The sequence below is a fragment of the Amycolatopsis sp. NPDC049691 genome, assembly GCF_040675005.1.
Lineage (GTDB): Bacteria > Actinomycetota > Actinomycetes > Mycobacteriales > Pseudonocardiaceae > Amycolatopsis.
This window is the reverse complement of sequence record NZ_JBFANX010000011.1, coordinates 109,126-121,098: the sequence shown is the minus strand read 5'-3', so window position 1 is coordinate 121,098 and position 11,973 is coordinate 109,126. Positions and strand designations below refer to the sequence as shown.

The 11,973-nt window shown below is 72.4% G+C and carries 11 protein-coding genes; 6 read left to right on the top strand and 5 right to left on the bottom strand.

Annotated features, from left to right (window positions below):
* Positions 1 to 2 precede the first annotated feature (2 nt).
* Positions 3 to 671 (bottom strand): response regulator transcription factor, encoded by a 669-nt coding sequence (locus tag AB0J40_RS25170; protein ID WP_364457056.1) that lies wholly within the window; start codon positions 669 to 671, stop codon positions 3 to 5.
* A 7-nt stretch (positions 672 to 678) separates the two neighbouring features.
* Positions 679 to 2,010 carry an MFS transporter gene (locus AB0J40_RS25165; protein ID WP_364457054.1) on the bottom strand — a complete coding sequence of 444 codons (1,332 nt, stop codon included), beginning with the start codon at positions 2,008 to 2,010 and terminating at the stop codon, positions 679 to 681.
* Positions 2,011 to 2,194: 184 nt separating this feature from the next.
* Between AB0J40_RS25165 and AB0J40_RS25160 the strand changes: the two genes are divergently transcribed.
* Positions 2,195 to 2,899 carry a beta-ketoacyl-ACP reductase gene (locus AB0J40_RS25160; protein WP_364457053.1) on the top strand — a complete coding sequence of 235 codons (705 nt, stop codon included), beginning with the start codon at positions 2,195 to 2,197 and terminating at the stop codon, positions 2,897 to 2,899.
* Positions 2,900 to 2,934: 35 nt separating this feature from the next.
* On the top strand, positions 2,935 to 3,702 hold the full coding sequence (fabI, locus tag AB0J40_RS25155) for an enoyl-ACP reductase FabI (RefSeq protein ID WP_004562814.1): 768 nt from the start codon (positions 2,935 to 2,937) through the stop codon (positions 3,700 to 3,702).
* Positions 3,703 to 3,705: 3 nt separating this feature from the next.
* On the opposite strand, the gene AB0J40_RS25150 is transcribed toward fabI, so the two are convergent.
* Together AB0J40_RS25150 and AB0J40_RS25145 are read right to left on the bottom strand one after the other, a co-directional pair.
* Positions 3,706 to 4,866 carry a Cmx/CmrA family chloramphenicol efflux MFS transporter gene (locus AB0J40_RS25150; RefSeq protein WP_364457051.1) on the bottom strand — a complete coding sequence of 387 codons (1,161 nt, stop codon included), beginning with the start codon at positions 4,864 to 4,866 and terminating at the stop codon, positions 3,706 to 3,708.
* 69 nt (positions 4,867 to 4,935) lie between these two features.
* Complete coding sequence (locus AB0J40_RS25145) at positions 4,936 to 5,517, bottom strand: TetR/AcrR family transcriptional regulator (RefSeq protein WP_364457049.1); 582 nt, start codon at positions 5,515 to 5,517, stop codon at positions 4,936 to 4,938.
* Positions 5,518 to 5,603: 86 nt separating this feature from the next.
* On the opposite strand from AB0J40_RS25145, the gene AB0J40_RS25140 reads away from it, so the two are divergent.
* Positions 5,604 to 6,647 carry a ferrochelatase gene (locus tag AB0J40_RS25140; RefSeq protein WP_364457047.1) on the top strand — a complete coding sequence of 348 codons (1,044 nt, stop codon included), beginning with the start codon at positions 5,604 to 5,606 and terminating at the stop codon, positions 6,645 to 6,647.
* A 39-nt stretch (positions 6,648 to 6,686) separates the two neighbouring features.
* A complete protein-coding gene (locus AB0J40_RS25135; RefSeq protein WP_364457045.1) occupies positions 6,687 to 7,682 on the top strand; it encodes a pentapeptide repeat-containing protein in 996 nt (331 codons plus the stop codon).
* A 12-nt stretch (positions 7,683 to 7,694) separates the two neighbouring features.
* Here AB0J40_RS25135 and AB0J40_RS25130 read toward each other — a convergent pair whose 3' ends face one another.
* Positions 7,695 to 8,492 (bottom strand): hypothetical protein, encoded by a 798-nt coding sequence (locus AB0J40_RS25130; RefSeq protein WP_364457043.1) that lies wholly within the window; start codon positions 8,490 to 8,492, stop codon positions 7,695 to 7,697.
* A 100-nt stretch (positions 8,493 to 8,592) separates the two neighbouring features.
* Here AB0J40_RS25130 and AB0J40_RS25125 point away from each other — a divergent pair, with 100 nt between their 5' ends.
* Both AB0J40_RS25125 and AB0J40_RS25120 read left to right on the top strand, forming a co-directional pair.
* On the top strand, positions 8,593 to 9,990 hold the full coding sequence (locus AB0J40_RS25125) for an ATP-binding protein (protein ID WP_364457041.1): 1,398 nt from the start codon (positions 8,593 to 8,595) through the stop codon (positions 9,988 to 9,990).
* Positions 9,987 to 11,951: a VWA domain-containing protein gene (locus AB0J40_RS25120; protein ID WP_364457039.1), complete on the top strand. Its 1,965-nt coding sequence runs from the start codon at positions 9,987 to 9,989 to the stop codon at positions 11,949 to 11,951. The genes AB0J40_RS25125 and AB0J40_RS25120 overlap by 4 nt, the downstream gene beginning before the upstream one ends.
* Positions 11,952 to 11,973: the final 22 nt, after the last annotated feature.

The window sequence follows — 11,973 nt, the reverse complement described above, 5'->3', positions numbered from 1 at the left end:
GCTCAGTCCCGGCCGAGCCGGTAGCCGAAGCCGCGGATGGTGGTGAGCAGGCCCGGCCGGTCCAGCTTCGCGCGCAGCCCGGTCAGGTGGACGTCGAGCGAGCGCGAGACGGCCAGGTAGGCGTCGCCCCAGACCTCGTCCATCAGCTGCTGGCGGCTGACCGCGGTGCCCGGGCGGGCGGCGAGCACGGCCAGGATCTCGAACTCCTTGGTGGTGAGCCCGACGTCGTGCCCGGCGACGAGCACCCGGCGGGCGCCGAGGTCGATTTCGACGTCCTCGATGCGCACGACGTCACCGGCCGGAGCCTCGCGAGCCACCGCACGGCGCACTACGGCGTCCATCCGGGCCAGCAGCTCGGCCAGCCGCACCGGCTTGGTGAGGTAGTCGTCCGCGCCGAGCCGCAGGCCGCGGACCACCGAGCGTTCGTCGCCGCGGGCGGTCAGGACGATGACCGGCACCGGGGACACCGCGCGGATCTTGCGCAGCACGTCCAGTCCGTCGAGGTCGGGCAGGCCCAGGTCCAGCAGGACGAGGTCGGCGTCGCGGTGGCGGTGCAGGGCGTCGGCCCCGCGGCCGACGCTGGTGACGGGATGACCGCGCGCGTGCAGCGACTCCGCGAGCGCGCCGGCGACACCCGCGTCGTCTTCGACGAGGAGCACGCGCACGGCCATCCCTTTCTCAGCGTTCGTCTTCCCTGCGGTCTTCCAGCTCCGAGGTCTTGGAGGTCTCCCGCATTGTGCCGTAGACGATCAGGGAGACCAGGACACAGCCCGCGACGTACCAGAAGAACACCGACTCGTGCCCGGCGCTCTTGAGCGCCTGCGCGATCAGCTCCGCGGTACCGCCGAAGATCGCGACGGTCAGCGCGTAGGGCAGCCCGACGCCGATGGCGCGGATCTTCGTCGGGAACAGCTCGGCCTTCACGATCGCGTTGATCGACGTGTAGCCCGCCACCACGACGAGCCCCGCGAGGACGAGGAAGAACGCGCCGACCGGGTTCCGGGTCGAGCCCATCACCGTCATGATCGGCACGGTGAGCAGCGTGCCCGCGACGCCGAAGAACAGCAGCAGCGGCCGGCGGCCGATCCGGTCGGACAGCTTCCCGGCGAGCGGCTGCAGGATCGCCGCGAGCAGGATCGCCGAGAACAGGATGATCGTGACCGTGCGCCGCGGGATGTGTGCGGTGTTCTCGAGGAACTTCTGGCTGTAGGTGGCGAAGGTGTAGAAGGCCACCGTGCCGCCGAGGGTCAGGCCGACGACGAGCGCGATCTCCTTGGGGTACTTGGCCAGCGCGCGCAGCGTGCCGCGGTCGCCGGTGGTGGTTTTCGCGTCCGCTTCGCGCGTGTAGCTCTCGGACTCGTCCATGCCGCGGCGCAGCCACATGACGCTGAGCGCGGCGACCGTGCCGACGCCGAACGCGATCCGCCAGCCCCACGACGCCAGCTGCTGTTCGGTGAGCAGGCCCTGCAGGATCAGCTGGAGACCCAGCGCCAGCAGCTGGCCGCCGTAGAGGGTGACGTACTGGAAGCTCGAGTAGAAGCCGCGCTTGCCGGGAGTGGCCACTTCGGACAGGTACGTGGCGGAGGTGGAGTACTCACCGCCGACGGAGAGCCCCTGGATCAGCCGGGCGACCAGCAGCAGGATCGGGGCCGCCAGCCCGATCGTGTGGTAGCTCGGCGTCACGGCGATGAGCAGGGAGCCGCCCGCCATCAGCGTGACCGACAGCACCAGTGCGCTGCGCCTGCCGAAGCGGTCGGCGAACCGGCCGAGCATCCAGCCGCCGAGCGGGCGCATGAGGAACCCGACCGCGAACACGGCGGCGGTGCCGAGGAACGCGGCCGTCGTGTCGGTCGTGGGGAAGAAGGATTTGGCGAAGTACGTGGTGAACGCCGCGTAGGCGTACCAGTCGTACCACTCGACCAAGTTGCCGATCGAGCCGCGCAGCACGTTGCCGATCACGCGTTTCTCGCTGACGGCGCCCTCGGTGGGCCCGCTGATCCGGGTTGTCATCGTCGACCTCCTGTGTTGCGACTCACGGTGACCAACCAGCGGGTAACCAGCAAGGTCGGGAGGCAGTTCCTAACACCCGCTTAGGGCGGTCGCGGGCACCGCCGGGCGCGGGTGCGCGGCCGCGTGGAGCTGCCGATAACCTCGTGCCCGGCATCAGCGCACGTCGACGAAGAGGGAGAACACCGTGGGACGGTCGGTTCTGGTCACCGGGGGCAACCGGGGCATCGGTCTGGCGATCGCCCGGGACCTGGCGGAGCAGGGTCACCGGGTCGCCGTCACGCACCGTGGCTCGGGCGCGCCCGAGGGGCTGTTCGGGGTCCAGGCGGACGTCACCGACACCGAGCAGGTCGACGCGGCGTTCAAGCTCGTCGAGGAGCACCAGGGCCCGGTCGAGGTGCTGGTGTCCAACGCCGGGCTGACCGACGACACGCTGCTGATGCGGATGAGCGACGAGCAGTTCGAACGCGTCCTGAACGCGAACCTCACCGGCGCCTTCCGCGTCGCGAAGCGGGCCTCCCGCGGCATGCTGCGCGGCAAGTGGGGCCGGTTCGTCTTCATCTCCTCGGTGGTCGGCCTCTCCGGCTCGGCGGGCCAGGCCAACTACGCGGCGTCGAAGGCCGGCCTGGTCGGCTTCGCGCGTTCGCTGGCGCGCGAGCTCGGCTCCCGCAACATCACCTCGAACGTCATCGCCCCGGGCTTCGTGCACACGGACATGACCGACGAGCTGCCCGAGGCGCGCAAGAAGGAAATCCTCGCGCAGGTGCCCTCCGGCCGGTACGCCGAGCCGTCGGAGATCGCCGCCGCGGTGCGCTACCTGGCCTCCGAGGAAGCCGGCTACGTCAACGGCGCGGTGCTGCCCGTCGACGGCGGCCTCGGCCTCGGCCACTGACTTCCCGCTATCCCGAACCACGACTTGGAGGACAAGTGCCCGGACTGCTCGAAGGCAAGCGCCTGCTGATCACCGGCATCATCACCGACGCCTCGCTCGCCTTCCACGCGGCCAAGATCGCGCAGCAGGAGGGCGCGAAGGTGGTGCTGACCGGCTTCGGCCGCATGTCGCTCGTCGAGCGCATCGCGAAGCGTCTCCCCGAAGAGGCGCCGGTGATCGAGCTGGACGTGACGAACCAGGAGCACCTCGACGGTCTCGCCGACAAGGTCCGCGAGCACGTCGACGGCCTCGACGGCGTGCTGCACTCGATCGGCTTCGCCCCGCAGACCTGCCTCGGCGCGCCCTTCATGGACGCGCCGGCCGAGGACGTCAAGACCGCGATCGAGATCTCGACGTACTCGTACATGTCGCTCGCGAAGGCGTGCCTGCCGCTGCTCGGCCGGGGTGCTTCGTACGTCGGCATGGACTTCGACGCGCGGGTCGCGTGGCCGGTCTACAACTGGATGGGCGTCGCGAAGGCCGGGCTCGAGTCGGTCAACCGGTACCTGGCCAAGGAGCTGGGACCGCAGGGCATCCGCGTCAACCTGGTCAGCGCGGGCCCGATGAAGACGATGGCGGCCAAGTCCATCCCGGGCTTCGTCGACCTGGAGGACGGCTGGGGCGAGCGCGCGCCGCTCGGCTGGGACAGCACGGACCCCGACCCGGTGGCCAAGAGCGTCTGCGCGGTGCTGTCGGACTGGCTCCCCGCCACCACCGGCTCGATGATCATGGTCGACGGCGGGGTGCACTTCCTCGGCGTCTGAGGGTCAGGCAGCGACCGGCTCGCGGTCGTCGTTCCGCTGGACGACGGCCGCGGCCGTGAGCGCGGCCAGGGTTCCCGCGCCGAGCAGCATCCCGGTCCACGCGACGCTCGGGAAGCCGAGCCCCGCGTCGATCGCGACCCCGCCCAGCCACGGGCCGATCGTGTTGCCGACGTTGAACGCCGAGGTCGTGCTGGCCCCGACGAGCGTGGGCGCGTCGCCGGCCGCCTGGAAGGCGCGCAGGTTGAGCGCGGGGTTGGCCCCGAACCCGGCCACGCCGAAGGCGATCACGGCCGCGACGGCGACGAGCGCGTCGGTGGTCAGGGCGAGCACGAGCAGGGCGGCCAGCGCGAGGGCGAGACAGCCGTAGAGCGTCGCGAACGGCCGCCGGTCGGCCAGCCGCCCGCCCGCGCTGATCCCGATCAGCGCGCCGACGCCGAACAGCGCCAGGACGCCCGGCACCCACGCCGCGGGCAGGCCGTCGGTCTCGGTCAGCAGCGGCGCGAGGTAGCTGAACGCGGCGAAGATCATGGCCTGGCACAAGGCGATCACGCCGAGCGCGAGCCAGACCCGGCCCCGGCGGTAGAGCCGCAGCTCGCCGCGGACGCTCACCGCGTCGCCGGTCGTCTCCGGCACCAGCAGCGCCACGCCGGCGATCGCGAGCAGCGTCACCGCCGCCACCGCCCAGAACGCCGTCCGCCAGCCCGCGTGCTGGCCGAGGAACGTGCCGGCGGGCACGCCGGCGATGTTCGCGACGGTCAGCCCGCCGACCAGCACCGCCATCGCGCGCCCGCGCCGGTCGACGGGCACGAGCGCGATCGTCGTCGCCAGTGCGACGGCCCAGAACCCGGCGCAGGCCAGCGCCGCGACCACCCGCGTCGCGAAGAGGACGGCGTACCCCTCGGCGAGCGCGCCGACGACGTGCGCGACGGTGAACACGGCGAGCAGGGCCAGCAGCGTCCGGCGGCGGGGGAGCCGGAGGGTGCCGATCGCCAGCAGCGGCGCGCCGACGACCATGCCGATCGCGAAGGCCGAGATCAGCAGTCCCGCGTCGGGGATGCTCACGTGCAGGTCGGCGGCCATGCCGGGGAGCAGGCCGGTGATCATGAACTCGGACGTGCCCAGCGCGAACACGCTGAGCCCGAGGACGAAGACGGCCAGGGGCATGGGGGTTCCTCCCGGTTGTGTATTGATCAGTCCAAAATCAGGGCGTGCTTCGGTGCTTTTGTGCGGCGCTCAGCGCGTGAGGGCGTTCATGGCGAGATCGGCGACGGCGTGCATGCTTTCGCGGCTCGTGCCGCGGCGGGCCATCACGCGCAGGCCCGAGGTGGTGCTGAGCAGGAACTCCGCCACGTCGGCGGGGTCGAGGCCGTCCCGGAGGCTGCCGTCGAGCAGGCCTTCCCGGACGCACTCGGCGAACATGGCCAGGTTCTGGTCGGTGTCGTCCCGCAGTGCCGCGCCCACTTCGTCGTCCGGCAGGCCGAGTTCGGCCAGGGTGTTGACCACGAGGCAGCCGCGGCGGCGCTGCTCCACGTCGTCCTCGATGGCGTGGTCGAGCACCGCGGCGATCCGCTCGGCCGCGGTGCCGGGACCGTCGAGGATCGCCTGCCGTTTCCCCAGCTGGGTGCCGGTGTAGTGGGTGAGCGACCGCTGGAAGAGGGCCCGCTTGCTGGTGAAGGTGTTGTAGACGCTGCTGCGCCCGAGCCCGGTGGCCTCGCAGAGGTCCTGTGTGGACGTCGCTTCGTAGCCGTGTTCCCAGAAGGCGTGCATTGCCTTCTCGACGGCGGCGGTCTCGTCGAACTCCCGTGGCCTGGCCATGGGAGGAGCTTAGCAGAGTTTTGGACTGATCGATTCACAACGGGCCCGCGTCAGCGTGCGGGCCGCCACATCGGCAAGATGGCGGGGTGGGATACGACGCGTTGCTGTGGCTTTCGTTCGGCGGTCCGGAAGGGCCCGACGACGTCATGCCGTTCCTCGAGAACGTCACCAGGGGCCGGGGCGTGCCGCGCGAGCGGCTGCTCGAAGTCGCCGAGCACTACCGGCACTTCGGCGGGGTTTCGCCGATCAACCGGCTGAACCGCGACGCGATGGCGGCGGTCGAGAAGCAGCTCGCGGCGGCCGGCGTCGACCTGCCCGTGCACTTCGGCAACCGCAACTGGCACCCGATGGTCGAGGACACCCTGGCTTCGCTTGCCTCTTCCGGCGCCTCGCGGGTGCTGGTGTTCCCCACGAGCGCGTACGGCGGGTACTCGGCGTGCCGCCAGTACGACGAGGACATCGAGCGCGCCCGCGCCGCGGTCGGCCCGGGGGCCCCCGAACTGGTGAAGATCCGGCAGTTCTTCGACCACCCGCTGTTCGTGTCGGCGGTGGCGGACGGCGTCCGCGCGGCGCACGCGTCCCTGGGCAACGCACCGGGGATCCGCACGGTGTTCACGGCACACTCGGTCCCGTCGAGCGCGGACAAGGCGTCGGGGCCACCGGCCGAGGGCGGCCACCGCTACTCGCGCCAGATCGCCGAGGCGGCGCGCCTGGTGGCGGCGGAGGCGGGGATCGACTCGTACGACGTCGTGTGGCAGTCGAGGTCGGGGCCGCCGCAGGTGCCGTGGCTGGAGCCGGACATCGTCGACCACATCGACGCGCTGCACGCCGCCGGCGTCCCGGGCGTGGTCGTCTCGCCGATCGGGTTCGTGTCGGACCACCTCGAGGTGATCTGGGACCTGGACAACGAAGCGGCGGAGCGGGCAGCCGAGCACGGGATGGCGTTCGCCCGCGCGGCGACGGCGGGGTCGGACCCGCGGTTCGCCGAGCTGGTGGTGGAGCTGGTGCGGGAGCACACGCACGGGGTGAAGCCGCGGAAGCTGTCGCCGTTCCCGGCGGCGGGGTGCACGGTCAACGGTGCGCCGTGTGCGGTGGGGTGCTGCGAGCCGGCCAAGCGCCCGGCCCGGTAGCCGACGGAGGAGGGCGACGGTGGGGCCGGGAGGAGCTGGATGACACTCGATGGCCGGCCCGTCATTTCGAACCCGTCGCACCCGGGGCGACGGTGGCGGAGCGCGGTCGTCGTCGTGGCCGCGGTTGTTCTCTGTGCCGGGGCGGTCGCTGCTCTGCTCGCGTTGCCCGCGGTGATCGTGCCGGCGAACGCGGTTCCCGACGCCGCCACCCGGTTGCGGCTGCAGAACGAATATCGGACGACGGTGCTGCAGGGCATCGGCGGACTCGTCGTGGTGCTGGGCGCCTACTTCACCTGGCGTCAGCTGCAGGTCAGCCGCGGCCAGCTGCGACACAGCCTGGATTCGGCGATGGCGCAGCTGCAGCTCGGCACTCGGACGCAGGTGAACGAGCAGCTCAGCCGATCGATCGGGCAGCTCGGCCACGACCGGGCCGGGGTCCGGCTCGGCGCGGTCTTCGCGCTTGAGCAGATAGCTCGCACTTCGGTCGACGTCCGTGCGGGGATCCACGAGCTGCTCGCCGGTTACGTGCGCTCGGAGTCGCCCTGGTCGGGGCACGACCGCGCGACCCTCGTCGCGCTTGAGCCGGAGTTCGCCCCCGGCGACCCGCCCGAACTGCCGTTGCTGAAGGTCCGTGCGCCCGATGTCCAGGCGGCGCTCACGGTACTGGGACGGCGGCTCGAGGTGCCAGGCGAGGCGATCGAACTCCAGAGCACCGACCTGCGGGCCTGCTACCTCGGTCAGGCGGCCCTACGCGGGGCATTCCTGGGCCGGGCGATGCTCGCGGGCTCGGACCTGACCGGCTGCAAGCTCTCCGGCGCCTGGCTCCGGAGAGCGAATCTGCGCGGGGTAGCGGCGTCTGGCGCCGACTTCCGGGGAGCGGTGCTGAGAGATGCGATCCTGCGTGGCGCCGATCTGACCGGCGCGGATCTTCGCGGTGCCGACCTGTCGAACGCGGACCTCACCGAGGCGACACTGGAAGGCGTGCGGGTCGACGAGGCCACCGCCTGGCCCGATGGCTTCGACCGGCAACCGTGACGGAGGGGAGCGTCAGCCTTCGCGCGCCGCGGATTCGGCGAACACCCGCACCGCCTCGTTGACCGCCGCCCGGCGGGCCGTCCGGACCGCGTCCGACAACGGCCGCAACGCCTGGGCCCGCAACGTCGACGCCGACGCCGAGATCGCCCCGCCCGGGTCGTCCGACGACGCGATCGCCAGGATCGCCGCGATCTCCTCCGCGCGCTGCAACACCCGCAGCGCCCGGCCGGGCGTCCCGGCCGGCCAGTCCACGTCCGGCCGCGACCGCAGGTGCGCCGACAGCTCCGCCCGCACCCCCGGCCGGTCCGAAGCCACGTCCAACGCCTGCAACGCCCCCGCGCTGTTGCGGATCGCGTCCGTCAGCCCGTGCTCGGCTTCGCCCAGCCCGACGTACTCGGGAGCCGAAGGCGAGGACAGCGAGTACACCGTCCACCGGACGAGCCCCTCGGCGATCGGCTCCGGCACCAGCCCGAAGCCGAGCTCCGGCAGCACCACCGCGTCACCCGCGCGCAGCGCCGCCTCCGTGAACGGCCCGCCGCCGCCCAGCCCGCGGACGTCGCCCGGGACCGGGAGGACCAGCTGCATGCTTTTCGCTCCCTGCGAACGCAGCGCCATCAGCAACTGGACCGGGGTGGCCGCGCGGTTGAACGCCAGCGGCAGCGCGAACGCCTCCGCCGCGGCGGCGTCGGCGGCGACCACGTCATGGGCCTCACCCCACGCGAGCAGGGCGTCGAGCACATCGTCGGACGCGGCGGCTCCGTTGAGCCACGCGGAGGACCAGACGGCGAAAGTCGCACTGGGACGGCACACGACGCCCTATTTTACCGGGCCGGCAGGCAACACAGCAGCGCGCCCACGCTGGAGTCGCTCCACGTCGACGCACCGCCGATCCGGCAGTAGCGTCGAACGGGTGAACGCAGTTCCAGACGCACTTCCCCGGACCGCCGGGGCCCTGCGCGCGGCCGGGTACGAGCCGCGCCCGATCGCCCGAGAGATCCACGACAACCTGCTGACCGCCCTCAAGAACGGCGAGGACGCCTGGCCCGGTATCGTCGGGTTCTCCCGCACCGTGCTGCCGCAGCTCGAACGCGCGCTGCTGGCCGGCCACGACGTCGTCCTGCTCGGCGAGCGCGGCCAGGGCAAGACCCGGCTGCTGCGCACCCTCGCCGGCCTGCTCGACGAGTGGACGCCCGTCATCGAAGGCGCCGAGCTGGGCGAACACCCGCTGCAGCCGATCACGCCCGCGTCGATCCGCCGCGCGGCCGAGCTCGGCGACGACCTGCCGGTGGCCTGGCGCCACCGCTCCGAGCGCTACACCGAGAAGCTCGCCACGCCCGACACCTCCGTCGGCGACCTGATCGGCGACGTCGACCCGGTGAAGGTCGCCGAAGGCCGCAGCCTCGGCGACCCCGAAACCATCCACTTCGGCCTCGTCCCGCGCGCCCACCGCGGCATCGTCGCCATCAACGAGCTGCCCGACCTCGCCGAGCGCATCCAGGTCGCGCTGCTCAACGTCATGGAGGAGCGCGACATCCAGGTCCGCGGCTACACGCTGCGGCTGCCCCTGGACGTCCTGCTCGTCGCGACCGCCAACCCCGAGGACTACACCAACCGCGGCCGGATCATCACCCCGCTGAAGGACCGCTTCGGCGCCGAGATCCGCACCCACTACCCCTTGGACGTCGCGGCCGAGGTCGCCGTCGTCAAGCAGGAGGCCAACCTCGTCGCCGAAGTCGGCGAGCCGCTCCTGGAAGTTCTCGCCCGGTTCGTCCGGAACCTCCGCGAATCCACGGTCATCGACCAGCGCTCCGGCGTGTCGGCCCGGTTCGCCGTCGCCGCGGCGGAGACCGTGGCGGCCGCCGCCCTGCGGCGCGCGGCCCTGACCGGTGAAGAGCCGGCCGTGGCGCGGCCGGTCGACCTCGACGCCGTCCCGTCCGTGCTGCGGGGCAAGATCGAGTTCGAACCCGGCGAAGAGGGCCGCGAGATCGAGCACCTCGTGCACCTGATGCGCCGGGCGATCGCCGAGACCGCCCGCGGCCGGTTCGCCGGGCTGGACCTGCGCCCGCTCGCCGACGCGGTCGAGGAAGGCCACCTCGTCGCCACCGGCGAGCGCGTCCCGGCCAAGGACGTCCTCGCCGCCCTGCCGGAGCTCCCGGTGCTGCACGAGGTCGCCCAGCGCGCCGGCGTGGCCGCCGACGAGCCCGCCGGCCGGATCGCGGCCGCCGTCGAGCTCGCCCTCGAATCGCTGTTCCTGGCGCGCCGGCTGGCCAAGGACTCCGACGACGCGACGACCGTCTACGGCCGATGACCGCGGTCCCGCTTCCCGACGGCTACTCCTACGGCCCGTGGCACGACGGGCCGGACCCCCTCGCGCCCCCGGCCGACCTGCGCGACGCGCTCGACGAGATCGGCCGCGAGGTGATGGCCGGGTCGTCGCCGCGGTCCGCGCTGGAAGAGCTGCTCCGGCGCGGCACCGAGCGCACGTCGGGCCTGGACGAGCTGACCCGGCGCCTGTGGCAGCGCCGGTCGCAGATCCAGCGTCGCAACAACCTCAACGGCACCCTGCAGGAGGTCCAGCGCCTGCTCCAGGAGGCCCTCGACGCCGAACGGCGCGAGCTGTTCCCCGACCCGGACGACGAGGCGCGGTTCCGCGAGGCCCAGCTCGACGCGCTGCCGTCCGGAACGGCGGCCGCCGTCAACGAGCTGGCGAACTACGACTGGCGCTCCGAGCAGGGCCGGGAGAACTACCAGCAGATCCGCGACCTGCTCGGCCAGGAGCTGATGGAGTCGCGCTTCCAGGGCATGAAACAGGCGCTGCAGAACGCCGGTCCCGAGGACGTCGAGCGGATCAACGAGATGCTCGCCGACCTCAACGACCTGCTGGCGGCGCACGCCCGGGGCGCCGAAGACATCCAGGAGCGCTTCGCGGACTTCATGGCCAAGCACGGCGAGTTCTTCCCGGAGAACCCGCGGAACGTCGAGGAGCTGATCGACGCGCTCGCCGAGCGGTCCGCCGCCGCACAGCGGATGCTCAACTCGATGTCGGCCGAGCAGCGCGCCGAACTGGCCGAGCTGACCCAGCAGGCGTTCGGCGACCCGCGGCTCGCGCAGCAACTGTCCCAATTGGACGCGCAGCTGCGGGCCGCGCGGCCGGGCGAGGACTGGACCGGCTCGGAACGCTTCCGCGGCAAGAACCCGCTCGGCATGGGCGAAGGCGCCCAGGCGATGGCCGACCTCGCCGAGCTGGACGCGCTGGCCGAGCAGCTGAGCCAGTCCTACCCGGGGGCGAGCCTGGAGGACATCGACCTGGAGGCGCTCGAACGCCAGCTGGGCAAGGACGCCGGCGTCGACGCGCGGCGGCTGTCCGAACTGGAGCGTGAGCTGCGCCGCCAGGGCCTGTTCGAACGGGCCGCCGACGGGTCGCTCCGGTTGTCGCCCAAGGCGTTGCGGCGCCTCGGCGAGACGGCGCTGGCCGACATCGTGAACGCGCTGCGGGGCAAGACCGGCGACCGCGAGACCGAGTCGGCGGGCGCGGCGGGCGAGCCCACCGGCGCGTCGCGGCCGTGGCGGTTCGGGGACATGCAGCCCTGGGACGTGCCGCGGACGATCCGCAACGCCGTCTTGCGGTCGGTCTCGGTGGGGGAGCGGTCGGTCCGGCTCGACGTCGAGGACGTCGAAGTGGTCGAGACCGAGCACCGCTCCCGGGCGGCGGTCGCGCTGCTGGTCGACACGTCGTGGTCGATGGTGCAGGAAGGCCGCTGGCTGCCGATGAAGCGCACGGCGCTCGCGCTGCACCAGCTGATCAGCACGCGCTTCCGCAACGACGCGCTGCAGCTGATCACCTTCGGCCGCTACGCGCAGTCGGTGGAGCTGCCGGAGCTGATCGGGCTGGAGGGCGCGTGGGAGCAGGGCACCAACGCCCACCACGGGCTGCTGCTGGCCGGGCAGCACCTGCGCCGGCACCCGGACGCCCAGCCGGTGGTGCTGATGGTCACCGACGGCGAGCCGACCGCCCACCTGGAACCGGACGGCGAAGCGGTCTTCGACTACCCGCCCCAGCCCCGCACCCTCCACAAGACACTGTCCGAAGTGGACCGCCTGGCCAAGCTGGGCGCGTCGGTGACGGTGTTCCGCCTCGGCGACGACCCGCGGTTGACGGCGTTCGTCGACGTCATCGCCCGCCGTTCGGGCGGCCGGGTGGTGGCACCGGATCTGGACGGTCTCGGCGCGGCGGTGGTCGGGGACTACCTGCGCACCCGGCGGCGCTGAGGCGACGGCCGGGTCCGGGGCG

Coding starts and splice junctions, on each gene's coding strand:
- AB0J40_RS25145 (WP_364457049.1), bottom strand. CDS start 5,517: ATGGCCAGGCCACGGGAGTTCGACGAGACCGCCGCCGTCGAGAAGGCA.
- AB0J40_RS25150 (WP_364457051.1), bottom strand. CDS start 4,866: ATGCCCCTGGCCGTCTTCGTCCTCGGGCTCAGCGTGTTCGCGCTGGGC.
- AB0J40_RS25135 (WP_364457045.1), top strand. CDS start 6,687: ATGACACTCGATGGCCGGCCCGTCATTTCGAACCCGTCGCACCCGGGG.
- AB0J40_RS25120 (WP_364457039.1), top strand. CDS start 9,987: ATGACCGCGGTCCCGCTTCCCGACGGCTACTCCTACGGCCCGTGGCAC.
- AB0J40_RS25165 (WP_364457054.1), bottom strand. CDS start 2,010: ATGACAACCCGGATCAGCGGGCCCACCGAGGGCGCCGTCAGCGAGAAA.
- AB0J40_RS25170 (WP_364457056.1), bottom strand. CDS start 671: ATGGCCGTGCGCGTGCTCCTCGTCGAAGACGACGCGGGTGTCGCCGGC.